Genomic DNA, 22,182 nt, shown 5'->3' on the forward strand with positions numbered 1-22,182 from the left:
GATGGTGGAGACGCGCGAGAGCGGCGGTCAGCTGTACCTGGACGCCAAGGCCGAGGCCCTGGCCCGCGGCGACCGCAAGGTGGGGACCGATCACCTGTTGTTGGCGCTGTTGTCGGAGGAGCGCGGTCGGGCCGCGCAGGTGTTGGCCGAGCAGGGTGTGGACCTGGACGGGGCGCGGCGGGCCCTGGCGGCGTTGGACGTGCGGGCGCTGGCCTCGGTGGGGGTCCGGGTGGAGCGGGCTGATGGTGTGGCGCGGGGGAGGGTCGACGAGAAGTTGCCGTTGACGCCCGGTGCCAAGGCGGTGTTGAAGGGGGTGGGGCGGAAGGCTCCGGGCGGGGGTCTGGGGTCGAAGGTGTTGGTGCGGTTGGTGGTGGTGCGTGCGCCGGAGCCGGTGTCGGCGTTGTTGGACGAGCTGGGTGTGGATCGCGGGGTGGTGTATTCGGAGTTGGCGGAGCGGTGAGCTGAGGGAGAGGGGTGTGCGGGGCCGGCCGTGGGGGCCGGCCCTTGCGCATGTGCGGGGTCAGATGGCCATGAGGGCGTGGGCGCTGTCGTGGTCGAGTTCGGTGCGGGGTCCGTGGTGGGTGATGCGGCCGGCGTCCAGGACGGTGATGGTGTCGGCGAGGCGGAGGGCGAGGTCGAGGTACTGCTCGACGAGGACGATGGTGATGCCTTGGGCGGCGATGTCGGTGATGGCGTTCTCGATCTCGGTGACGATCGAGGGCTGGATGCCTTCGGTGGGTTCGTCGAGCAGGAGTGTGGTGGGGCGGGTGATGAGGGCGCGGGCGAGGTTGAGTTGTTGGGCTTGTCCGCCGGAGAGGTGGCCTGCTTTGCGGTGGAGGAGGGGTTGGAGGCGGGGGAAGTGGTGGAGGGCGTGGTCGATGGGGTGGGGGTGGGAGCGGGGGTTGGCTTGGTGGGCGAGGTGGAGGTTCTCGGCGACGGTGAGGGGGGCGAAGGTGTCGTGGCCTTGGGGGACGTAGGCGAGGCCGTGGTGGATGCGGGTGTGGGGTGGGGTGTGGGTGATGTCGGTGTTGTGGTGGGTGATGGTGCCTTGGGTGGGGGTGATGAGGCCGGCGATGGTGTTGAGGAGGGTGGTTTTTCCGACGCCGTTGCGGCCCATGATGGCGGCGATGGTGCCGGGGTGGATGGTGAGGTCGATGTCGAAGAGGACGTGGGCGCGGCCGTAGCCGGCGTTGAGGTGGTTGAGGTGGAGGGCGGGGGTGGTGGTCATGGGGTGTGCTCCTGGTGGGGGGTGTGGCCGAGGTAGACCTGTTGGACTTCGGGGTGGTTCTGAATGGTGGTGAGGTCGCCGTGGGTGAGGATGCGGCCTTCGTGGAGGACGGTGATGTCGCGGGCGTAGCGGCGGAGGAAGTCCATGTCGTGTTCGATGACGACGATGGTGTGGTCGGTGGCGATTTCGGTGAGGAGTTGGCCGGTGCGGGTGCGTTCGTCGGTGTTCATGCCGGCGACGGGTTCGTCGAGGAGGAGGAGTTGGGGGCGGGCGGCGAGGAGCATGGCGATTTCGAGCCATTGGCGTTGGCCGTGGGAGAGGGTGGCGGCTTTGTGGTGGGTGTGGGGGGTGAGGCCGACGCGGTCGAGGATGTGGTGGACGGTGTCGGGGAGGGTGCGTGGGGCGCGGAGGAGTTGCCAGGGGCGGAGGTGGTGTGTGGTGGCGAGGTCGATGTTGTCGGCGACGGTGAGGTGTTCGAAGACGACGCTGGTTTGGAAGGTGCGTCCGATGCCGTTGCGGGCGATGCGGTGTTCGGGGAGGTGGTGGATGGGTTTGTTGTTGTAGGTGATGTGGCCGTGGGTGGGGCGTGTGCGGCCGGTGATGGTGTCGATGAGGGTGGTTTTTCCGGCGCCGTTGGGTCCGATGAGGAAGCGGAGTTCGCCTTGGGTGAGGGTGAGGTTGATGTGGTCGAGGGCGGTGTAGTCGCCGAAGGTGACGGTGAGGTCGGTGATGGTCAGGAGGCTCATGTGTGGGCCTTGTGGGGTTGGGGGTGGGTGGTGGTTTCGGGGGGTGTGGGGGTGAGGTGGTTTTTGAGGGTGGTGGTGAGGCCGGCGAGGCCTTGGGGTGCGAGGGCGATGACGATGACGAAGAGGGCGCCTTGGAGGTAGGTCCAGGTGCCGGAGAAGGTTTCGGCGAAGGTGGTTTGGGCGGCGTTGATGAGGAGGGCGCCGGTGGCGGCTCCGGCGAGTGAGTAGCGGCCGCCGATGGCGACGGCGAGGACCATCATGATCGAGGGGATGACGCCGATGAGGGTGGGGGAGATGATGCCCATGATGGGGACGAAGAGGGCTCCGGCGATGCCTGCGGCGGTGGCGGAGAGGGCGTAGGCGAGGGTTTTGGGCCAGGTGGGGTCGTGGCCGAGGTAGCGGACGCGGTCTTCTGCGTCGCGGATGGCGGTGAGGAGTTTTCCGTAGCGGCTGCGGGTGAGGTGGCGGAAGGCGAGGTAGAGGGTGGCGAGTGTGAGGACGGTGAGGGTGTAGAGGGTGGTTTGGGCGGTGGGTGTGTAGAGGTCGTGGCCGGCGAAGGTGGGGAAGTCGGTGAGGCCGTTGGTTCCTCCGGTGAGGTGTTGTTGGCCGATGAGGAGGAGCACGAAGGCGGCGGCGAGGGCTTGGTTGAGGATGGCGAAGTAGGCGCCTTTGACGCGTTGGCGGAAGACGGACCATCCGAGGAGGGTGGCCAGGGCTGCGGGGGCCAGGACGGCGGTGGTGATGGCGAAGGTGGCGCTGGTGAAGGGTTGCCAGAGCAGGGGGAGTTCGGTGGCCCCGGTGACCTGCATGAATTGGGGGAGTCCGGTGGTGTTGAGGGGGTCGTGGGCGGCGCGTTCGAGGGTGAGGTGCATGGCCATGGCGTAGGCGCCGAGGCCGAAGTAGACGCCGTGGCCGAGGGTGAGCATGCCGCCGCGTCCCCAGGCCAGGGCGATGCCGAGGGCGACGATGCTGTAGCAGAGGTATTGGGCGAGCAGGTTGAGGCGGAAGGGTTCGAGGAGGAGGGGGAGTAGGAGGAGGGCGGCGGCCAGGAGGGTGATGAAGGTGATGGGGCCGCGCCATCTGGTGAGGGTGGGGTGGGTGTGTGTCATGTGAGGGACCTGGTCTTGACGGTGAAGAGGCCTTGGGGGCGGGCTTGGAGGAAGGCGATGATGGCGGCGAAGACGATGAGTTTGGCCAGGGAGGCGTCGGCCCAGGCTTCGACGGTGGCGTTGAGCAGGCCCAGGGCGAAGGCGGCGATGACGGTGCCGCGGAGTTGGCCGAGGCCGCCGATGACGACGACGAGGAAGGCGTCGACGATGTAGTTGGTGCCCAGGGTGGGTCCGGTGGGGCCGATGAGGGTGAGGGCGACGCCGGCCAGGCCTGCGAGGCCGGAGCCGATGAAGAAGGTGGTGGCGTCGATCTTGCGGGTGTTGATGCCGGTGGTGGCGGCGAGGTCGCGGTTGTGGATGACGGCGCGCATTTGGCGTCCGGGGCGGGAGCGGTGGAGGTAGTAGGCCAGGGCGGCGACGGCTGTGAGGGCCAGGGCGAGGATGAACAGGCGTGAGTGGTGGATACGGACGGTGTCGAAGAGGGTGATGCCGCCGGTGAGCCAGGTGGGGGTGGGCACGTCGACGTTGGGGGCGCCGAAGAGGTCGCGTGCGGCTTGTTGGAGGATCATGCCGATGCCGAAGGTGAGCAGGAGGGTGTCGAGGGGTCGGCCGTAGAAGTGGCGGATGAGGCCGAGTTCGAGGAGCCATCCGAGGGTGCCGGTGATGGCGAAGGCCAGGGGTAGGGCCAGCAGGAGTGTGGTGGCGGGGTCGAGGCCGATCCAGGCGTGCAGGACGAACGCGGTGTAGGCGCCGACCATGATGAATTCGCCGTGGGCCATGTTGATGACGCCCATTTGGCCGAAAGTGAAGTTGAGGCCGAGGGCGGCCAGGAGCAGGACGGAGCCGATGGCCAGTCCGGTGGGTAGTTGGGTCAGCAGTGCCTCCACCGGGGTTCCTTTCGTCATGGGGGGAGCGGGGCGGTGGCGGTGGGGGTCAGCTGTGCAGGTCGGTGGCCCAGTCGTAGCTCTCGAGGTAGGGGTCGGGGGTGATGGGTTCGGGGGAGGACCAGATCTGGTCGATGAGGCCGTCGTCGTTGACCTGGCCCACGCGGGAGGTCTTGACGAGGTGTTGGGTGGGGCCGTCGATGGAGATGGTGCCTTCGGGTGCGTCGATGGTGATGCCGTCCAGGGCGGCGCGGACGTCGTCGACGTCGAAGCTGTCGGCCTCTTCGACGGCGGCTTTCCAGAGGTGGACGCTGTTGTAGGCGGATTGCATGGGGTCGGAGGTGACGCGGTCGGGGCCGTAGGTGTCGGTGAAGGCCTGGACGAAGCGGCTGTTGGGTTCGGTTTCGGTGCTCTGGTAGTAGTTCCAGGCGGTGAGGTGGCCGGTGATGTTGTCGGCGCCGATGCCGTCGATCTCTTCTTCGGCGACGCTGACGCTCAGTACGGGGGTGTGGTCGGCTTGGACGCCGGCTGAGCGCAGTTGTTGGAAGAAGCTGACGTTGGAGTCGCCGTTGAGGGTGTTGAAGACGGCGTCGGGTTCGTGGCGGGCGATGTCGTTGGTGATGGTGGAGTACTCGGTGTGGCCCATGGGGGTGTATTCCTCGGCGACGATGTCCATGTCGTGGGCCTGGGCGTAGGCGGTGATGATCTGGTTGGCGGTGCGGGGGAAGACGTAGTCGCTGCCGACGAGGTAGAGGCTGGTGTGGCCTTGTTCGCGCAGGTGGTCCAGGGCGGGGATGATCTGTTGGTTGGTGGTGGCGCCGGTGTAGACGATGTTGTCGCTGGCTTCGAGGCCTTCGTATTGGACGGGGTACCAGAGCAGGCCGTTGTTGCGTTCGAAGACGGGCAGGACGGCTTTGCGTGAGGCGCTGGTCCAGGTGCCGAAGACGGTGGCGGCGTTGTCGGAGGTGAGGAGTTTTTGGGCGCGTTCGGCGAAGGTGGCTTCGTCGGAGGCGCCGTCCTCGATGACGGGTTCGATCTGGCGTCCCAGGACTCCGCCGTCGGCGTTGATCTCGTCGATGGCGAGTTGGACGGCGTCGCGGACGGTGACTTCGCTGATGGCCATGGTTCCGGACAGGGAGTGGAGCATGCCGACGGTGACGGTGTCGTCGTCGACGCCGGCGGGGCCGGGGGTGGTGCATCCGGTGGCGGCGATGGTCAGGGCCAGGGCGGTGGCCAGGGCGGTGTGGGTGGGGCGGGTTCTCACGTGGCCTCCCGTGGGGTCGGGGTGGTGTCCCTAGGAGGCTGGGGGCGGGGTGTTTCTGCGGTGGTGTCGGCCGGTTACGTATACATGTCGGTATCCGGTGGGCGGGTTAAATCCGGTTGGGGCGGTGGGGGGGATCCGTCGGTGTTCGGGGGTGGTGTCGTTGCGGGGGGTGGGGGAGGATGCGGGCGGCGGGGGTGCCGCGGTGGTGCCCGGGCGCGGACCGCCGGTGTGTGAGGTGGTTGTGTGGGCCGTTCGTGGTGGGGCTGGGGTCTGGACGAGGAAGCCGTGCAGGGGCAGGAGGCCCGCGAGCTGGAGCGGGCGGTGCGTTCGTTCCTGCCGGAGGCGGATCTGACGGTGCATGATGCGCCGGCGGTGGGGTCGTTGGGGTTGGCGCGCCCGCGGGTGGTGGTCCCTGAGTCGTTGGCGCATGTGTGTTCGGTGGCGCCTGTGGAGCGTGTGGCGCATGCGCGGGGCAAGGCGTTGCGGGACGTGGTGCGCAACCTCGAGGGGGTGGTGGGTCCGGTTCCGGATGTGGTGGCTTTCCCGGAGGGGGAGGCGGATCTGGAGCGGTTGTTGGACTGGTGCTCGGGGGCGAATCTGGCGGTGATCGCCTACGGGGGCGGCAGTTCGGTGGTGGGTGGTGTGGAGCCTCGTGTGGGTGAGGGTTTCGCCGGTGTGGTGACGGTGGATCTGTCGCGGATGCGGCGGGTGTTGGAGGTCGACGCGGTGAGTGGGGCTGCGTCGGTGCAGGCGGGGGTGTTGGGGCCGGATCTGGAGGGGCAGTTGCGGCCGCACGGGTGGAGTCTGCGGCATTTCCCGCAGTCGTTCGAGTTCTCGAGTCTGGGCGGGTGGTTGGCCACGCGGGCGGGTGGTCATTTCGCGACGGGTCCCACGCGGATCGACGCGATGGTGGAGTCGTTGCGGGTGGTGACGCCTGCGGGGGTGGCCGAGTCGGCGCGGGTGCCCTCGTCTGGTGCCGGGCCCAGCCCTGACGGGGTGTTTCTGGGGTCGGAGGGCACGCTCGGGGTGATCACGCAGGCGTGGATGCAGCTTCGGGAGCGGCCGCGGTGGCGGTCGCAGACCTCGGTGGTCTTCGACCGGTTCTTCGACGGTGTGGCGGCGGTGCGGGCGTTGGCGCGTTCGGGGTTGGAGCCGGCGAACTGCCGGTTGTTGGACGCGGCGGAGGCGTTGATCAACGCGGGGACCTCGGTGCGGGGCGGGTTGTTGGTGGTGGGGTTGGAGTCGGCCGATCACCCTCAGGAGGCGGCGATGGAGCGTGTGGTGGCGTTGTGTGCGGATCACGGTGGTCGTGTGGGGCGTGTGCGCCACAGTGACGAGGCCGGTGGTGGGGGAGGGCGTGAGGAGCGTTCGGCCCGGTGGCGGTCGGCGTTCGTGCGGATGCCGTATCAGCGTGATGCGTTGGTGCGGCGTTCGGTGTTGGTGGAGACGTTCGAGACGGCGTGCACGTGGGGGGCGTTGGAGGGGTTGCATGCGCGGGTCGTGGCTGCGGCGCAGGAGGCGATCGGGCAGGTGTGTGGGGGTCAGGGGGTGGTGACGTGTCGGTTGACGCATGCGTACCGGGACGGGGCGGCGCCGTATTTCGGGGTGTATGCGCAGGGGCGGTGGGGGTCGATGGTGGAGCAGTGGGACGAGATCAAGGCGCGGGTGTCGTCGGCGATTGCGGAGTGTGGTGGGACGATCACGCATCATCATGCGGTGGGGCGTGATCACATGCGTTGGTATGCGGGGGAGCGTCCGGGTGTGTTCGCTGCGGGGATGGGGGCCCTCAAGCGGGAGGTGGATCCGGCGGGGGTGCTCAACCCGGGGGTGTTGTGGCCGGCGGGTGCGGGGTGAGGCGGGGCTCATCCTCGTCGGGTGGCGGGTTGGGTGTGGTGGCCGCTGCCGTGGCAGTCGGGGCAGGGGCGTTGGGACAGGGCCTGGCCGTCCCGGTGGGCGTGGGCGTCCACGCGTGTTCCGCTGCCCAGGCAGGCGCGGCACATGAGGTGGATGTGCATGGGGGGCAGCATAGGTCGGCGGGGTCGGGGCGTGGAGGTGTTTTGGTCGGGGTTGTGATGGGTGTGTGAGGTCTTCGCCTGGTGTTGGTGTGGCGGCGGGTGTGGGGGCGGGATCGCCTGTGTGGCAGGGGGTGTGGGCACCTTGACCCGATTTACTTTACATAATGTGCATTATCGGCGTCGTGTCTGTGCTGCGGGGAAGGGGGCGGACCGTCGCGGGTGCGCCCTGCGGGCCGTTGATACAGGCTGCAGGATGCGCGGCCGGCTTGCGTCGCAGGCTCGTGGTGCGCGTTGGCGTCTCGAGTGGTTCGCCGCGGGTTGTGTGGGAGCGCCACAGAGCGAAACGGGTCGAAAGAACGCCTCAGGCCGATGCGTTCTCAGGCCGATGCGTTCTGAGGATGTGTGCGCCGGCGTTGGAGTCGCCGCCTCGGCTCATCTGTCATGGAGGTTCGAGGTTCTGCGCCGGCGGCCTGAACGCCGATGCGCACCCGGAGCGTCGGCCTGATGTGCGATGTGGCCTGCGGTGTCGTTGTGCAGCGGGAGCGCAGGTCAGCGCTTCCGTGTGCAACGCCCCTGGGTCCAGGTGGTCTCCGGCGGTGGCCTGCCCGGTGTCAGGCATCCGGCGCGCGGGCGCGTGTGGGTGGGGTCTGCGTATTGCCTGTTCGGGGTGGCTCCCTCCCTGTTCCTCCTGGCCTCTCCCCTTCGATGTTTCATGCATAAACTGTGTTATGCATGATTTTGCGAAGTATGTGACCGTGTGGGTGTTTCTGTCTCTGTCGGTGGCCCCGGCCCGGTAGGCGCCTGGCCCGTTCGCCCTCTCGCGTCCCTGCGGTCCGGACCGCGACTCCCCCATGGCTGCACGCCATGCGTACGTCCTCTCCCCTGTTTCCCCTCGCCCGTTCCGCTCCCCTGGCCGGCGCACCGCGCGCCCCCACCCCCTTCGCGCTGCCGGTGGTCCGGACGCCGTGACAGCGCCCCACTCCCCCGCCCGCACCTGGGCCGCACCCCCACCTGTGCGCATCGCGAACATGGGTGCCTCTCCCCTGCCCCACCGTCCCTCGAAGCCCGCACCAGCGCCGCCACCAGGCGCGGCACGTCGCCTGGAGCCTGCTGCCGGGCGCCGTTAGCGTGGCGCTCACCCGGCCGTCTCCCCCTTCGACCGGCCACGGCCCGCCCCAGGCGGGCCGACTCTGGACAACACAGCCGAGGAAGGGGCGCACACCCATGGCTCTGGACGACAACGACCTTTCGGTGGTCGATGCGTACTGGCGGGCGGCCAACTACCTGTCCGTGGGGCAGATCTACCTGATGGACAACCCGCTGCTGCGTCGGGAGCTGGTGCCCGAGGACATCAAGCCCCGCCTGCTGGGGCACTGGGGTACGACCCCGGGGCTGAACTTCTGTTACGCGCATCTGAACCGGCTCATCAAGGCGCGTGATCTGAACATGATGTACGTGATGGGTCCGGGGCACGGCGGGCCGGGGGCGGTGGCCAACGCGTGGTTGGAGGGCACCTACAGCGAGGTGTACCGGGACGTGAGCCGGGACGAGGCGGGGATGCGGCGCCTGTTCCGGCAGTTCTCCTTCCCCGGGGGGATCCCCAGCCACGTGTCGGCGGAGGTTCCGGGTTCCATCCACGAGGGCGGTGAGCTGGGGTATGCGCTCACGCACGCGTTCGGGGCGGCCTTGGACAACCCGGACCTGGTGGTGGCGTGTGTGGTGGGTGACGGCGAGGCCGAGACGGGCCCGTTGGCGGCCAGCTGGCACTCGAACAAGTTCCTGGACCCGGTCCACGACGGGGCGGTGCTGCCGATCCTGCACCTGAACGGGTACAAGATCGCCAACCCGACGGTGCTGGCGCGTATCCCCGACGCGGAGCTGGTGTCGCTGTTGGAGGGGTACGGGTACCGGCCGATCCTGGTCTCGGGCAGCGAGCCGGAGCTGATGCACCGGCAGATGGCCGCGGCTCTGGAGGAGGCCTTCGACGAGATCGAGCAGATCCAGGACGGGGCGCGCCGGCGCGGGGACACCGAGCGGCCGGTGTGGCCGTTGATCGTGTTGCGTTCGCCCAAGGGGTGGACGGGGCCGGTGGAGGTGGACGGTGAGCCGGTGGAGGGGACGTGGCGTTCGCACCAGGTTCCGTTGTCGCAGGTGCGCTCGAACGAGGAGCACCGGCGGATGTTGGTGGAGTGGATGGCTTCTTACCGGCCGGAGGAGTTGTTCGATTCTGAGGGTGTGCCGGTGGCGTCGGTGCGGGTGAATGCGCCGGCGGGTGGGCGGCGGATGAGTGCGAACCCGCATGCCAACGGTGGGTTGTTGTCGCGGGATCTGGTGTTGCCGGATTTTCGGGGTTACGGGTTGGAGGTGGCCGAGCCGGGGCGTGTGGTGGGTGAGGCCACGCGGGTGCTGGGCCATTGGTTGCGGGACGTGATGCACCAGAACCCGGGGATCTTCCGGGTGATGGGTCCGGACGAGACGGCGTCGAACCGGTTGTCGGCGGTATTGGAGGCCTCGGACAAGGTGTGGCAGGCCCAGGTGGTGGAGTCCGATGTGCATCTGGGGCCGCACGGGCGGGTGATGGAGGTGCTCAGTGAGCATCTGTGCCAGGGGTGGTTGGAGGGGTATCTGCTCACCGGCCGGCACGGGTTGTTCAACTGTTACGAGGCGTTCGTGCACATCGTGGATGCGATGTTCAACCAGCACGCGAAGTGGTTGAAGGTGACGCGGGACCTGTCGTGGCGGCGTCCGATCCCGTCGTTGAACTATCTGTTGACGTCGCACGTGTGGCGGCAGGACCACAACGGTTTCACGCATCAGGATCCGGGGTTCCTGGATGTGGTGATGAACAAGCCGGCGTCGGTGGTGCGGGTGTATCTGCCGCCGGACGCGAACACGTTGTTGTCGGTGGCCGATCACTGCCTGCGTTCTCGTGACTATGTGAACGTGGTGGTGGCGGGCAAGCAGCCGGGGTTGCAGTACCTGTCGGAGCAGGAGGCGGTGTGGCACTGCACGCGCGGGATCGGGATCTGGGAGTGGGCGAGCACGGGCGGGGGCCAGGACCCCGATGTGGTGTTGGCGTGTGCGGGTGATGTGCCCACGTTGGAGACGGTGGCGGCCGCGGACCTGTTGCGGCAGTACTTCCCGGAGCTGCGGGTGCGGGTGGTGAACGTGGTGGATCTGATGCGGTTGCTGCCGGCGGGTGAGCACCCGCACGGGTTGGCCGATGGGGAGTACGAGGCGCTGTTCACCACGGACAAGCCGGTGATCTTCGCGTTCCACGGGTACCCGTGGTTGATCCACCGGTTGACGTATCGGCGTCGGGGCCACGAGAACCTGCATGTGCGCGGTTACAAGGAGGAGGGCACCACCACGACGCCGTTCGACATGGTGATGCTCAACGATCTGGACCGGTTCCACCTGGTGATGGATGTGATCGACCGGTTGCCGTGGTTGCGGGAGCGGGCCGCGCCGGTGCGCCAGCGCATGGTGGACGAGCGGTTGGCGCACCGTGCGCACACCAGGGAGTTCGGGCAGGACGCGGAGTCGGTGCGTGAGTGGAGGTGGCCTTACTGATGCGGGTTCTGGTGGTCAACGCGGGCTCGTCGACGTTGAAGTTGAGTGTGCTGGACGGCGCGGACGCGGTGTTGGATGCGCGGACGGTGTCGTTGTCGGGGTCGGGGTGGGATCAGGCGGAGTTGGAGGGGGTGTTGGGGGCGTTGCCGGTGCCTGATGCGGTGGGGCATCGGGTGGTGCACGGTGGTCGGCGGTATGTGGGGCCGGTGCGGTTGGACGATCGGGTGGTGGCGGATCTGGAGGGGTTGGCGGTGTTGGCGCCGTTGCATCAGCCCAAGGCGTTGGCGGGGATCGAGGCGGTGTCTGCGGTGTTGCCGGGGGTGGAGGGTGTGGCGTGTTTCGATACGGCTTTTCATGCGTCGTTGCCTGAGGTGGCGCGTACGTATGCGGTGCCGCGGGAGTGGCGGTCGCGGTGGGGTGTGCGGCGGTATGGGTTTCATGGGTTGAGTCATGCGTTTGTGGCGGAGCGGTTGGGGGGTGTGGGTGATCGGTTGGTGAGTGCGCATTTGGGGGCGGGTGCGTCGTTGGCGGCGGTGCGTGAGGGGGTGTGTGTGGATACGACGATGGGTTTTACGCCGGTGGAGGGGTTGGTGATGGCGACGCGTTCGGGGGATGTGGATCCGGGGGCGTTGTTGTGGTTGCAGCGGTATGCGGGTTTGGGTGTGGATGAGGTGGCGGAGGGGTTGGAGCGGGGTTCGGGGTTGTTGGGGTTGGCGGGGTCTGGGGATATGCGGCAGGTGTTGGCTGATGAGGGGCGTGGGGTGGAGGAGGCGGTTTTGGCGGTGGGGGTGTATGTGCATCGGTTGAGGGCGCGGGTGGCGGCGATGGCGGCGTCGTTGAGTGGGTTGGATGTGTTGGCGTTCACGGCGGGTGTGGGTGAGGGGTCGGCGGTGGTGCGTTCGCGGGTGTGTGCGGGGTTGGCGTTTTTGGGTGTGGAGGTGGATGAGGGGGTGAATGGGTCGTTGCGGGGTGAGGGTGAGATCTCTGCGGGGGATGCTCCGGTGCGGACGTTTGTGGTGGGTGCGCGGGAGGATGTGCAGATCGCGCGGGGGGTGCGTGCGGTTCTGGGTGGTTGATGGTGTTGGCGGGGGTTCGTGGTGTGGTGGCCGCGGGCCCCTCTTTTTTGTGTGTGGGGTGGTGCCACTCCCCTGGCCCGGGATGGCCTGTGGTTGCGGGCCGGGTGGTGGTTGTGGGGCGGGGTTGGGGGATGCTGTGGGTATGGGTGTTCAGCACGAGGACGAACCGCAGCAGGACTTCCGGGGCCAGGGTCGGGGCCGGGATCTGGTGGTGGTGCGTATCGAGGAGTATCTGCGGGCGCGGTGTGCGGCCAAACCTTCGGCGCACACCGTGGCGGCCTACCGGCGTGATCTGGAGGCGGTGTTGGGTGAGGTGGCCCGGGTCAGGGGCACCGAGCCGGGCCGGGTGGTGCTGGAGGAGTTGGAGGTGGTGGTGTTGCGGGCGGCGTTCGCGGAGTTCGCCGCGCAGCGGGCGGCCTCGAGTGTGGTGCGGGCGTGGTCGACGTGGAACGGGTTCTTCCGGTTCTGGGTGGCTGAGCAGGTGGTGGCGGGCAATCCGATGTCGGCGGTGCCGCGGCCGAAGGTGCGGGCTTCGGCGCCCAAGCCGCTCAGGGGTGAGGACACCCCTGAGCAGTTGTTGCGGGCTCTGGCGCAGGGGGCGCGCAAGGCGCGTGATCCGTGGCCGGAGCGCGATCTGGCGGTGTTGGCGTTGGCGTTGCTGACGGGGATGCGGTCGGCGGAGATGTTGTCGCTGCGGATGGATTCGTTGGGTGGTCGGCCCGGTGAGCGGCGTGTGCGGGTGGTGGGCAAGGGCGGTGGTGAGCGGGTGTTGCCGATCGAGGCGCCGTTGGAGGTGTTGTTGGAGGCGTATCTGGTCTCGCGGCGTGAGCGGTTCGGTGTGGTGCGGGGTGAGGATGCGTTGTTGGTGGACAACCGGGGGCGGGGGTTGCGGCGCGGGGGTCTGCAGTATCTGGTGCAGCAGTGTTATCGGCATGCGGGGGTGCATGACCGGGTGGCGCGGGGCACGTTGGTGCACGCGTTGCGGCACACGTTCGCGACGCGGTTGGCCGAGGACGGGGCGTCGGTCACCGAGATCATGCATTTGTTGGGGCATGCGTCGGTGTCGTCGTCGCAGGCTTATATCGAGGTGAGTGAGGGTGCGCGGCGTCAGGCGGCGTCGGCGAACCGGACCTATGGGGTGTTGCGGGAGCTGGCCGGGCCCGGGGAGTGAGGGCGTGCGGGTGGGGGTTGTGGTCTGCGGTTGCGGCTCGGTGGGCGCGGGTGAGGTCCTAGAGTTTGCTGTGTGAAGCGCTTCGAGATTTCGACGGTCAACGTCAACGGGCTGCGTGCGGCGGCCAAGAAGGATCCGGGGTTCGTGGGCTGGTTGGGTTCCACGGATGCCGATGTGGTGTGTTTGCAGGAGACGCGTGCGCTGTCTGAGCAGTTGCCGGGGTCGGTGTTGGAGCCTGCCGGGTGGCATGTGCAGTTGTGTCCTGCGGCGGCCAAGGGGCGTGCGGGGGTCGCGGTGTATTCGCGGCGTGAGCCCGATGCGGTGCGTGTGGGGTTCGGGGTGGCCGAGTTCGAGGGTTCGGGCCGGTATGTGGAGGTGGATCTGGGGGCGGTGACGGTCGCGAGCCTGTATCTGCCCTCGGGTGAGGTGGGCACGGAGCGTCAGGAGGAGAAGGAGCGCTTCATGGCGGCTTTCCTTCCGTACCTGGAGCGCAGGTCGGCGCAGGTGCGCGGGGTGGGGCGTGAGCTGGTGGTGTGCGGTGACTGGAACATCGCGCACACCGAGGCGGATCTGAAGAACTGGCGCAACAACCGCAAGAACGCGGGGTTCCTGCCCGAGGAGCGTGCGTGGTTGGGGCAGGTGCTGGAGCGCGCGGAGCTGGCCGATGTGGTGCGGGGGCTGTATCCGGACCAGGCGGGCCCGTATTCGTGGTGGTCCTACCGGGGGCGGGCCTTCGACAACGATGCGGGTTGGCGGATCGATTATCAGATGGCCACGGCCGGGTTGGCCGAGCGTGCGGTGTCGGGGCGGGTGGAGCGTGCGGCCGAGCATGGGGCGCGGTGGTCCGATCATGCTCCGGTGTCGGTGGTTTATGAGCTGGATGGGGGCCTGTGATGGGTGTGCCGATCGTGCTGGTGCACGGGTTGCGGTTGTCGTCGAGTATGTGGCGGCCGCAGGTGGAGTTGTTGAATTCGCAGGGGCGGCGTGTGGTGGCGCCGGATCTGCCCGGGCACGGGTCGCGGCGTGGTGAGGTGTTCTCGCTGGGTTCGGCGGTCGATGCGGTGTTGGGTGCGATCGATCAGGTGGGTGGCCGTGCGTTGTTGTGCGGGTTGAGTCTGGGGGGTTTTGTTTCGATCGCGGCTGCGGGTGCTTCGCCGGGGCGGGTGGCGGGGTTGGTGGCGGCCAGTTGTACGGCCAAGCCGGCGCAGTCGTTGGCGCAGGTGTACCGGATCCCGTCGGTGTTGATGGATCGGTTGCCGGACCGGGGTGCGGCGGTCAATGAGCGTTTCCATCGGTTGACGTTGCGTGATGGTGCGGCCGAGGCGGTGTTGGACGGTGGTTTGGCGGTGGAGGCGGCCACGGCGGTGATCGATGAGATCCAGTCGTTGGACGCGTTGTCGTCGTTGGCTTCGTATGAGGGTCCGGTGTGGTTGATCAATGGGGCGCGTGATCATTTCCGGATCCATGAGAAGAAGTTCTATGACGCGTGTGTGGATGGTCGGTTGGTGAATGTGCCGCGGGCGGGGCACATGGTGAGTTTGGATCAGCCGGTGAATTTTTCGCGGATCGTGGCTGATGCTGCTGATGTGGTGGCGGTGCGTGAGGCGGATGCGGGTCGGTTGGAGGCGGGTCCGGAGGGTCCTTGAGGCTGGTCGGTTGTGTGTGGCGGGTTGTGGCCCCTGCCCCCGTGTTGTGGGGGTGGGGGTCAGTTGTTGTCGGGGTGGGTGTCGGGGCGTTGGGGCGGGATGGTGAGGCTGTAGCCGGGGCGGGGGCGTTCGGGCAGGCGGAAGAAGATCATGGGGTTGGCCTGGCTGGTGCGTACGGGTTCGTTCAGGCCCAGTTCGGTCTTGAGGTCGGTCAGGTGTTGGTGGGCGCGGGGTGCGCGTGCGGCGGAGGCGGTGAAGTAGTTGGTGGTGTTGTTGGTGAGCCATTTGAGGACGACGGCGCCTTCGGTGAAGGGCAGGGCGTAGCGCTGGTGGAAGACGTCGTGGACGCTGACGGGGATGTGTGGGGGCAGGATGGGCAGCAGGTGGTTGATGTACCAGCGTGCGAACCATCCGTTGTGGGCGGCGTCGAGGAAGAGGTAGTCGGTCTGGGCGGGCATGTGGGCGATCTTGGCGCGGACGTCGCCCTTGGTGAAGGTCCAGCGGTCGTGGGCGAGGTCGTCGGGGACGTGGCGGGGTGCGTGGTCGACGATGTCGAAGGAGTGCAGGTGGCCGGTGCCGTTGTGGGCCAGGGCGGTGAGGATCCAGGTGGTGGACCAGCCGTAGTAGGTGCCGATCTCGACGACGTTGGCGGGCTGGTGTTCGCGTAGGAGCAGGTAGGTGATTTCTGCTTCGATGTCGTCGAGTTGGGGGGTCATGGTGGGGTCGGCGGCGTGGTGGTGGGCGCGCATCTGTTCGCGGGCGCGGGCGAGGTCGTCGCGGTGGGTGCGGTAGAGGGTGGTGATGTGGTCGAGGTCGATGGCGGGGGCTGGGGTGGTGGTCATGGGTGGGTGCCTTTCGTGTGGGGTTGGGCCGTGAACAAAACGTGCACTGAATGTAGCAGTTTGATTGCTGTGTGTAGTGGTGTGGGTGGGGTGTGTCGTGGTAGCTACCGGGCGGGTGTGATGCGTGGTGGCCGCGGGTGGTTCTGGTGGGGTGTGGGGGTGCTGGTGGGGCCGGTGTGACCTGGGGGTGTTGGGGGCTCTTAGTCTTGTGCGGGTGAGCAGTAGTCAAGAACCGCAGCAGAGTGCGGGCAACAATACGCAGGCGGGCGGGGGCGGGCTGGCGCACAGTCTGCGCCGTCGCCACATGGCTTTGATCGCCATCGGGGGTTCGGTGGGAGCCGGCCTCTTCATCGGGTCGGGGGCGGTGATCCAGACCGCGGGGCCGGCGGCGGTGGTCTCCTATGTCCTGGCGGGGGCGCTGGTGTTCTTCACCTTGCGGGCCCTGGGCGAGATGGTGGTGGCCGTGCCGACGGGGGGTTCGTTCTCCGATCATGCGCGGTTGGCGTTCGGTCCGCGCGGCGGGTTCACCATCGGGTGGTTGTACTGGTGGATGTATGCGGTGCTGGTGGCCGCGGAGTCGGTGGCCGGTGCGGCGATCCTGGCGCAGTGGGTGGCGTTGCCCGGGTGGGTGCTGGCGCTGTTGGTGCTGGTGTCGATGACGGTGGCGAACCTGATCTCGGTGAAGGTCTTCGCCGAGACCGAGTCGGCGTTCTCGCTGATCAAGGTGGCCACGATCGTGGCGTTCTTGTTGGTGGGTGTGCTCTGGGCGCTGGGGCTGTGGACCGGTTCGGATGCGCCGGGGTTGTCGAACCTGTTCGATCACGGCGGGTTCGTCCCGCACGGGTGGGTGGCGGTGTTGGCCGCGACCGTGGTGGTGCTGTTCGCTTTCGGTGGCGTGGAGATCATCACGGTGGCTGCGGGTGAGAGCGCCGAGCCCGAGCGGGGTGTGGCCTCGGCGGTGACCAACGTGCTCTGGCGGATCGGTCTGTTCTACGTGGCTTCGATCCTGGTGATCGTGGTGGTGTTGCCGTGGGACTCGGTGGTGCCGGGGTACAGCCCGTTCGTGTCGGTGATGGACCACGTGGGCATTCCGGGTTCGGCGCTGATCATGGAGATCGTGGTGTTCATCGCGGTGTTGAGCGTGCTCAACGCGGCGCTGTACACCTCGTCGCGGATGCTGTTCATGCTGACCCGGCAGGGGGATGCTCCCAAGGTGCTGCGGGGCACGAACCGGCGGGGTGTGCCGGTGCGGGCGATCCTGTTGGGCACTGCGGTGGGGTATGTGGCCGTGGTCGTGGAGTACATGTTCCCCGACGAGGTGTTCCCGTTCCTGGTCGCCTCGATCGGCGCGATCCTGTTGGTGCTGTTCATCACGATCTGCGCCTCCCAGTTGGTGTTGGGGGCGCGGGTGCGCCGTCTGCAGCCGCACCGGTTGACGTTGCGGATGTGGGCGTTCCCGTATCTGACGTGGGTGGTGTTGTTGGGGTTGGTGACCATCGGTGTGGCGATGGCGGTCATCCCTGACCAGCGTCAGGCGTTGTGGGCGACGTTGGCGTCGGTGGTGGTGGCGCTGTTGGCCTATGAGGTGCGTCGGCGTGTGGGGCGTCGGGCGCCCAGTGTGGTGGCGTTGCCGGTGCCCGGGCGTGAGTCGACCGATGCTCTGCGTCGGGGTGCGCCGGTGGGTGAGGCGTCCTCGGCTCCGGAGCCGGGTGGCGGGGCCGGTTCGGCCGGTTCTGGGGGCGGCGGTTCGCCCTGAGGTGTTGTGGTCGGTGTGGGGTGTCCTTCCTGCGGGAGGGGCACCCCCTTTTTTTGTGTGGCGGGGGGTGTCGGGGGTTATTCGGTGTCGAAGAGGGCGAGGTAGTCGGTCTTGTCGAAGAGGCGGGCGCTCTCGCGGGCGGTGGGGTGGCCGTTGTCGGGGTCGGCGCCGTGGTGGGTGAGCAGGGCCACGATGTCGTTCTCGCCCTTGAAGACGGCGCCGGCCAGGGGGGATTGGCCGCGGTCGTTGAGGCGGTCCAGGTCGGCGCCGTGGGTGATGAGGGTGGCCACGGTCTCGGGGTGGCCGTGGTAGGCGGCCAGCATCAGGAGGGTGTCGCCCTTGTCGTTGGTGAGGTTGACCGGCAGTCCGGCGCGTAGGTATTGGTCCAGGGCCCCGGCTTGGCCTTTGCGTGCGTGGTCGAACATGCGGGTGGCCAGTTCGATGATGTCGGGGTCGTGGTCGGGCTGTTGGTTGCTCACGGGGGTGAGCCTAGCGGGCGTGTCCAGTGCCCCGCATCGGCTGTCTGGAATGCCTGCTACGCCGCATGTGGTGCTGAACTCGGTTTTTGTCGCTATGGTGCTGCGCAACCCCTGAGAGGAGCTCCCCGTGCGACATGTTGTCGGCTTCTTGTCCGGACTGCTGTTGGGACCGCTGCTGGTCCTGATTGCCGGCTGGGCGTTCTCGCACCTGCGCAACCTGCATGCGGGCGAGGTCTCGGCCCTGTCCGGGTCCGGTCCTTTGGCGCTGTGCGGGTTGGCTGCGGCCGGTCTGATCCTGGCGATGGTGGCGGTGCCTCCGCGCCTGACGCCGATGCTGGCCTTCGGTGCGGCCCTGACGATCGGTGCGATGAGCGCCGCGGCGATGGTGCGTATGCACCTGCTGGAGCGTCTGCCGATGGTGCCCGGTGCCGAGGGTGCGCTGGTCCTGCTGCCGTTGGGTGTGTTCGTGCCCGTGGTGGTGCTGTTGTTGGCCCCGTTGTTCAACACGCAGCGGTGGGTGCGCGAGGCCGACGGTGAGGTGACCGAGGAGGAGTACTTCGACGGTCTCTACGAGGAGGACGAGCCCTCCCCCGCCAGGCCCAAGCACCGTCTCTGACGGAGCGCGCTTGTGGGCGTGCCCGGGCCCTGTCTGTGTCCCTGTGCCGGGGAGACGGGGGTCCGGGCCTTTTTGTGTGTGCGGGGGGTGGGTCAGCTGCGCCAGGTGGGGGCCCAGGAGGTGCTGCGGGAGACCTCGGGGGGCAGGGGTGGTAGGCCCAGCCCGGGGTGGGCGCGCCGGCGGCCCTGGCCGGGTTCGGGGTCGGAGCCGCTCTGGGGCTCGTGCGCGGGCTCTGGCGGGTCCTGGGTCGGCTCGGGCGGTCGCTGTGGCTGTTCGTCGCCCTCAGGCTCTTCTGGGACGGGGTCCTGATCGGTCCTGGGGTGCTCTTGGGTCTGAGGTTCCGGTTCGCTCTCGCGCTCTGCCGCGTTGGTCGGGCCGTCCGTGCTTTCCGGGCCGGGGTGCAGGTCGGCGGCGGTGACCGGTTCGGGCAGGGGCGGAAGGTCGCTGTCCTGGGATTGCTGGTGGGAGGGGGGCAGGGCCTCCTGGGCGGGGGCGATGTGCTTCCACCACTGCTGGGCCTCGGCCGGGGCGAGTTCGCCGTCCACGACCAGCCAGCCGAAGACGTGGCGGTGGCGGCGCCGGGCGTTCCAGGAGCGGGGGTAGGGCTGGGGGTCCAGGACCAGGACGCGTTCGCCCTCGACGGTGGGGATCTCGGCGGGCACGCCCTCGTTCCAGACCCAGGTGCCGTCGTGGGCGATGAGGTTCCACCAGCCGCGCACGGTCTGGGCGGCCGGGTCGGTGGGCCCGTCGCGGAAGGCGCTCACCCACCGGGGGTCGGGTTCCTGTCCCTGCAGGTGTTGTCCGCGGGGGCCGATGAGGGCGTCGGCGAGCAGGGTGTGGAGTTGGAAGTTGTCGCCGATGCCGTCGTAGAGGACGCGGAAGGCGCGGCCGGTGGTGCGGTGCAGGACCAGGGCGGAGGTGGCTTCGCTCATGCGCAGCAGGGCGCGCAGGTCCTCGAAGAGGTCCAGGTGGGGGCTGAGTTGGTTGGTCAGCGCCATGAGTTGGGCGTGCAGGGTGGGGTTGCGTCGTAGGTGGGCGCGGGTGGTGGGTTCGCCGAGCATGGTGTGGGCGGCCAGGGCGTGGCGTTCGATGGCCCACCAGGACAGGGTGGCGGCGGGTGCGGTGTCGGGGCCCAGGTGGGGGGTGATGCGGGTTTCGGTGTGGGCGGTGACGTGTTCGGGGGTGGGTGGGGGGTCGGGTTGGGTGTGGGTCCAGGCGCGGGTGAAGGCGAGGGCGCCTTGGCCGACGGTGTGGAGCAGGTGCAGGGTGGTGGGGGCGGTGGGGCCGGGGTCGGTGCCGAGTTCGACGAGGGCTCCGGCCAGGACGCACAGGTCGGCGGTGATGCCGGGGGCGAGGTGTCCGGTGTTGAGCAGGTCGGCGAGGGCTTCGAGGGCGAGTTCGCGTTCGCCGGCCGGGACGTGGGCGGCGTGGGTGTGGACGCGGCCCAGGGTGGGTGGGAAGTGGTGGGGGTCGGTGGCCACGGAGGCGTCGATGAGTTCTTGGAAGGCGTTGCGAAACGTCTCGACCATGCGTGCCGTCCCCTTTCTCACGTCACCAACGTAGTGTGTCGCGGATGCAGGTTCGCACGGTGTGGTGCTGTTTCGGGTGGTGCGGGTGGGTTTGTTGGTGATCTGAGATGGTGGCCGGTCTCAGAGGCCCAGGCGGGTGACGGCGTTGTCGTCGAGGGGGTCGGCGGTGCGGATGTAGTCGTGCACGGTGCGGGGGTTGGTCCAGCGGCCCTGGCGCATGATCTCGCGGTCGGCGGCCCCGCCGAGGGCGGCCTGGGTGGCGAAGCCGGCGCGGAGGGAGTGGCCGCCGAAGTCGTCGGGGTTCAGGCCGGCGCGGGCGGCGTAGCGTTTGACGAGTTCGCCGACGGCGCGTCCGGACATGGGGTGGGTGCCGATGCGTCCGTGGCGGTCGACGGTGGGCAGCAGGGGTGTGGCCGGGGGCAGGTGGGGTGGGTGGGTGAGCAGGTCGTGGCAGCGGTGGGTGGGTGAGGGTGGCGGGGGCGGGGTGTGTTCGAGGTGGTTGCGCAGGCTTTGGTGGCCGTGGGTGTGGTGCAGGGTGAGCAGGTCGGCCCAGTCGGCGTAGGCGCACAGGCAGCAGGTGTGGCGGTGGCGTCCGCGCGGTAGGGCGATCTGGTCGGAGCGGCGCCCTTCCTGGTCGGTCTTGGTGGCGCCCAGGTCGATGGTCAGGGTGGGGTGGGTGCTGCCGGGTCGGGTGCGCAGGTGCAGGTCGCCGATCTGCAGGGCGGCGAGTTCGCTGCGGCGCAGGGCTCCGGCGAAGCCGGTGAGCAGGAGCAGGGCGTCGCGTCGGCGGGCCACTCCCCCGGGCCATCCGTCGTCGGGGCGGGCGGTGAGCAGGTGTTCGAGGGTGGCCAGGATGAGGGGGTCTTTGCGGCGGGGGCGGGTGCGTCGGGTGCGGCGGATGCCGCGCAGGGTGGTGCGTACGACGTCGGCGCGGGTGGGTGAGTCCAGGCCGTGGGCGGCGTGGACGGCGGCGATGGCGGCGGCGCGGCGTTCGAGGGTGGAGGTGGCCAGGGCCCAGTCTCCGGTGGTGGTGCGGGTGTGGGCGCAGGCGGCCAGGTAGACGGCGACGTCGACGGGTTCGGCGGGCAGGCTCTGGCGGTGTTCGGCCAGGCACCAGGCGGTGAAGTGGCTCCAGTCGGTGCGGTAGGCGCGCAGGGTGTTGGGTGATTGGGCGCGGGTGAGGTAGTGGCCCAGGGTGTGGGCCTGTTCGGTGTCGAAGCGTTCGCGCACGGCCGCCAGGGCGGTGGGGTCGATCAGGACGCTGTGGGTGGCCCGGTCGAGGCGGTGTTGGACCGGGGCGGGCAGGTGGTCGTGGTCGTCGCTGTCCTGGGGGCCGTGGTGCACGGGTGTGTCTTTCCGCCGCGGTGGGTCAGGGGCCGGTGAAGTGTGTGCGCAGGGCTTCGAAGAGTTCGGCCGGTGGCATGAGCAGGAACAGGGGCAGGGCGGTGGCGGCCAGGGCGACGGTGAAGCCGATGAAGGCGATCTTGCGGCGTAGGAAGGCGGCCAGGATCGCGGCGATCAGTGGCACGGCCAGGGCCAGGATCAGGACCCAGATCAGGGCGGTGCCCAGGCTGGCGAGGTGGTCGCCGGGCACGGTGGTGAGTTCGCCGGCGGCGGGGTCCTGTTCGGCGGCCATGGCGGCTTCCTGCAGGTCCATGAAGGTGAAGAGCAGGTTGGCCAGGGCCAGGGGTGTGCCCAGGGCCCAGGTCAGGGCCAGCCCGACCCACAGGGCGGTGATGCGCCGGTCGGGTGGGTCGGGTACGCGGACGGGTTCGCGGCTGGGGCGCGGGCTCTTGGCCGTGGTGTCGGCCGGGGCGGTCTCGGTCGCGGTGTCGGCCCGGTCGGTGGTCTCGGGCTGTGCTGCGGGCGGGTCGGGTTTGTTGCGCTTGCGCTTCTTGGGTGACACGCCCGGGAGCTTACCCGCCCAGGGAGAGCAGGTGGATGGCCGACACGAAGACGATGGGCCAGGCCAGCAGGGCCAGGCACCACAGGGCGGCCTTGCGGTCGCCGGCGACGGTGGCCACGGCGGCGCCGAGGAAGGGTAGTCCGACGGCGGCGCCGAAGGCGAGGGTGAACCATTCGGCGGCCGAGCCGGCGTGGGCGTCGGCGTCCAGGCCCATGAGGTAGCCGAAGGGGCCCAGGATCAGGGTGAGGGTGGCCAGGACGGCCAGGACGACGCGGATTCCGGTGGGGTGGCGGGTGTTGTGGCCACCGCCGTGGTTGGTGGGACGGTCAGACACGGGGGCCG

21 protein-coding genes are annotated in these 22,182 nt (G+C 68.8%); 9 read left to right on the forward strand and 12 right to left on the reverse strand.

Annotation, left to right across the window (positions count from 1 at the left end):
* The first annotated feature begins 1 nt into the window (after window position 1).
* Complete coding sequence (locus IDM40_RS12125; RefSeq protein WP_193122076.1) at window positions 2-460, forward strand: Clp protease N-terminal domain-containing protein; 459 nt, start codon at window positions 2-4, stop codon at window positions 458-460.
* Window positions 461-520: 60 nt separating this feature from the next.
* Here IDM40_RS12125 and IDM40_RS12130 read toward each other — a convergent pair whose 3' ends face one another.
* The 5 genes from IDM40_RS12130 to urtA are packed head-to-tail and all read right to left on the reverse strand — an operon-like array spanning window position 521 to window position 5,231.
* Window positions 521-1,228, reverse strand: a complete 708-nt coding sequence (locus tag IDM40_RS12130; RefSeq protein WP_193122077.1) for an ATP-binding cassette domain-containing protein — start codon at window positions 1,226-1,228, stop codon at window positions 521-523.
* Entirely contained in the window at window positions 1,225-1,974 is a 750-nt protein-coding gene (urtD, locus tag IDM40_RS12135) for an urea ABC transporter ATP-binding protein UrtD (RefSeq protein ID WP_193122078.1), read from the reverse strand. The genes IDM40_RS12130 and urtD overlap by 4 nt, the downstream gene beginning before the upstream one ends.
* Window positions 1,971-3,083, reverse strand: coding sequence for an urea ABC transporter permease subunit UrtC (gene urtC, locus IDM40_RS12140; protein ID WP_193122079.1), 1,113 nt, complete (start codon window positions 3,081-3,083; stop codon window positions 1,971-1,973). The genes urtD and urtC overlap by 4 nt, the downstream gene beginning before the upstream one ends.
* Entirely contained in the window at window positions 3,080-3,970 is an 891-nt protein-coding gene (gene urtB / locus IDM40_RS12145; protein WP_193122202.1) for an urea ABC transporter permease subunit UrtB, read from the reverse strand. The genes urtC and urtB overlap by 4 nt, the downstream gene beginning before the upstream one ends.
* Before the next feature lie 46 nt (window positions 3,971-4,016).
* Window positions 4,017-5,231 carry an urea ABC transporter substrate-binding protein gene (gene urtA / locus IDM40_RS12150; protein WP_193122080.1) on the reverse strand — a complete coding sequence of 405 codons (1,215 nt, stop codon included), beginning with the start codon at window positions 5,229-5,231 and terminating at the stop codon, window positions 4,017-4,019.
* Window positions 5,232-5,474: 243 nt separating this feature from the next.
* Here urtA and IDM40_RS12155 point away from each other — a divergent pair, with 243 nt between their 5' ends.
* Window positions 5,475-7,085, forward strand: a complete 1,611-nt coding sequence (locus IDM40_RS12155; protein ID WP_193122081.1) for an FAD-binding oxidoreductase — start codon at window positions 5,475-5,477, stop codon at window positions 7,083-7,085.
* 8 nt (window positions 7,086-7,093) lie between these two features.
* On the opposite strand, the gene IDM40_RS12160 is transcribed toward IDM40_RS12155, so the two are convergent.
* A complete protein-coding gene (locus IDM40_RS12160) occupies window positions 7,094-7,246 on the reverse strand; it encodes a hypothetical protein (RefSeq protein ID WP_193122082.1) in 153 nt (50 codons plus the stop codon).
* Between the two features lie 1,224 nt (window positions 7,247-8,470).
* Between IDM40_RS12160 and IDM40_RS12165 the strand changes: the two genes are divergently transcribed.
* The 5 genes from IDM40_RS12165 to IDM40_RS12185 all read left to right on the forward strand — a co-directional run bounded on the left by IDM40_RS12165 (window position 8,471) and on the right by IDM40_RS12185 (window position 14,712).
* Window positions 8,471-10,819, forward strand: coding sequence for a phosphoketolase family protein (locus IDM40_RS12165; protein WP_193122083.1), 2,349 nt, complete (start codon window positions 8,471-8,473; stop codon window positions 10,817-10,819).
* Window positions 10,819-11,895, forward strand: a complete 1,077-nt coding sequence (locus tag IDM40_RS12170; protein ID WP_193122084.1) for an acetate/propionate family kinase — start codon at window positions 10,819-10,821, stop codon at window positions 11,893-11,895. Before IDM40_RS12165 ends, IDM40_RS12170 begins: the two co-directional genes overlap by 1 nt.
* Before the next feature lie 142 nt (window positions 11,896-12,037).
* Complete coding sequence (locus IDM40_RS12175) at window positions 12,038-13,066, forward strand: tyrosine-type recombinase/integrase (RefSeq protein WP_193122085.1); 1,029 nt, start codon at window positions 12,038-12,040, stop codon at window positions 13,064-13,066.
* 72 nt (window positions 13,067-13,138) lie between these two features.
* Window positions 13,139-13,960, forward strand: coding sequence for an exodeoxyribonuclease III (locus tag IDM40_RS12180; protein ID WP_193122086.1), 822 nt, complete (start codon window positions 13,139-13,141; stop codon window positions 13,958-13,960).
* Complete coding sequence (locus IDM40_RS12185; RefSeq protein ID WP_193122087.1) at window positions 13,960-14,712, forward strand: alpha/beta fold hydrolase; 753 nt, start codon at window positions 13,960-13,962, stop codon at window positions 14,710-14,712. The genes IDM40_RS12180 and IDM40_RS12185 overlap by 1 nt, the downstream gene beginning before the upstream one ends.
* A gap of 59 nt (window positions 14,713-14,771) precedes the next feature.
* On the opposite strand, the gene IDM40_RS12190 is transcribed toward IDM40_RS12185, so the two are convergent.
* The gene (locus IDM40_RS12190) at window positions 14,772-15,554 is read right to left on the reverse strand and encodes a class I SAM-dependent methyltransferase (RefSeq protein WP_193122088.1); all 783 of its coding nucleotides are present in this window, start codon (window positions 15,552-15,554) and stop codon (window positions 14,772-14,774) included.
* Between the two features lie 304 nt (window positions 15,555-15,858).
* Between IDM40_RS12190 and IDM40_RS12195 the strand changes: the two genes are divergently transcribed.
* Window positions 15,859-17,310, forward strand: a complete 1,452-nt coding sequence (locus IDM40_RS12195) for an amino acid permease (RefSeq protein WP_193122203.1) — start codon at window positions 15,859-15,861, stop codon at window positions 17,308-17,310.
* Between the two features lie 77 nt (window positions 17,311-17,387).
* Here IDM40_RS12195 and IDM40_RS12200 read toward each other — a convergent pair whose 3' ends face one another.
* Window positions 17,388-17,789 (reverse strand): ankyrin repeat domain-containing protein, encoded by a 402-nt coding sequence (locus tag IDM40_RS12200; protein ID WP_193122089.1) that lies wholly within the window; start codon window positions 17,787-17,789, stop codon window positions 17,388-17,390.
* Window positions 17,790-17,916: 127 nt separating this feature from the next.
* On the opposite strand from IDM40_RS12200, the gene IDM40_RS12205 reads away from it, so the two are divergent.
* Window positions 17,917-18,405 carry a hypothetical protein gene (locus IDM40_RS12205; protein WP_193122090.1) on the forward strand — a complete coding sequence of 163 codons (489 nt, stop codon included), beginning with the start codon at window positions 17,917-17,919 and terminating at the stop codon, window positions 18,403-18,405.
* A 92-nt stretch (window positions 18,406-18,497) separates the two neighbouring features.
* Here the strand turns inward: IDM40_RS12205 and IDM40_RS12210 are convergent, their stop codons facing one another.
* The 4 genes from IDM40_RS12210 to IDM40_RS12225 form a co-directional block, all read right to left on the reverse strand.
* On the reverse strand, window positions 18,498-19,934 hold the full coding sequence (locus IDM40_RS12210) for a hypothetical protein (RefSeq protein WP_193122091.1): 1,437 nt from the start codon (window positions 19,932-19,934) through the stop codon (window positions 18,498-18,500).
* A 120-nt stretch (window positions 19,935-20,054) separates the two neighbouring features.
* Complete coding sequence (locus tag IDM40_RS12215; protein WP_193122092.1) at window positions 20,055-21,278, reverse strand: site-specific integrase; 1,224 nt, start codon at window positions 21,276-21,278, stop codon at window positions 20,055-20,057.
* 25 nt (window positions 21,279-21,303) lie between these two features.
* Window positions 21,304-21,840, reverse strand: a complete 537-nt coding sequence (locus IDM40_RS12220; protein WP_193122093.1) for a Bax inhibitor 1 family protein — start codon at window positions 21,838-21,840, stop codon at window positions 21,304-21,306.
* Window positions 21,841-21,850: 10 nt separating this feature from the next.
* Window positions 21,851-22,174 (reverse strand): hypothetical protein, encoded by a 324-nt coding sequence (locus tag IDM40_RS12225; RefSeq protein ID WP_193122094.1) that lies wholly within the window; start codon window positions 22,172-22,174, stop codon window positions 21,851-21,853.
* Window positions 22,175-22,182: the final 8 nt, after the last annotated feature.

Origin of the sequence: Nocardiopsis coralli, assembly GCF_014892575.1 — a bacterium.
In the GTDB taxonomy this organism is placed as follows: Bacteria; Actinomycetota; Actinomycetes; order Streptosporangiales; family Streptosporangiaceae; genus Nocardiopsis; species Nocardiopsis coralli.

Coding starts and splice junctions, on each gene's coding strand:
- IDM40_RS12195 (WP_193122203.1), top strand. CDS start 15,859: ATGGCTTTGATCGCCATCGGGGGTTCGGTGGGAGCCGGCCTCTTCATC.
- IDM40_RS12175 (WP_193122085.1), top strand. CDS start 12,038: ATGGGTGTTCAGCACGAGGACGAACCGCAGCAGGACTTCCGGGGCCAG.
- IDM40_RS12170 (WP_193122084.1), top strand. CDS start 10,819: ATGCGGGTTCTGGTGGTCAACGCGGGCTCGTCGACGTTGAAGTTGAGT.
- IDM40_RS12125 (WP_193122076.1), top strand. CDS start 2: ATGGTGGAGACGCGCGAGAGCGGCGGTCAGCTGTACCTGGACGCCAAG.
- IDM40_RS12165 (WP_193122083.1), top strand. CDS start 8,471: ATGGCTCTGGACGACAACGACCTTTCGGTGGTCGATGCGTACTGGCGG.
- IDM40_RS12160 (WP_193122082.1), bottom strand. CDS start 7,246: ATGCACATCCACCTCATGTGCCGCGCCTGCCTGGGCAGCGGAACACGC.
- urtC (WP_193122079.1), bottom strand. CDS start 3,083: ATGACACACACCCACCCCACCCTCACCAGATGGCGCGGCCCCATCACC.
- IDM40_RS12130 (WP_193122077.1), bottom strand. CDS start 1,228: ATGACCACCACCCCCGCCCTCCACCTCAACCACCTCAACGCCGGCTAC.
- urtD (WP_193122078.1), bottom strand. CDS start 1,974: ATGAGCCTCCTGACCATCACCGACCTCACCGTCACCTTCGGCGACTAC.
- IDM40_RS12210 (WP_193122091.1), bottom strand. CDS start 19,934: ATGGTCGAGACGTTTCGCAACGCCTTCCAAGAACTCATCGACGCCTCC.
- IDM40_RS12185 (WP_193122087.1), top strand. CDS start 13,960: ATGGGTGTGCCGATCGTGCTGGTGCACGGGTTGCGGTTGTCGTCGAGT.
- IDM40_RS12190 (WP_193122088.1), bottom strand. CDS start 15,554: ATGACCACCACCCCAGCCCCCGCCATCGACCTCGACCACATCACCACC.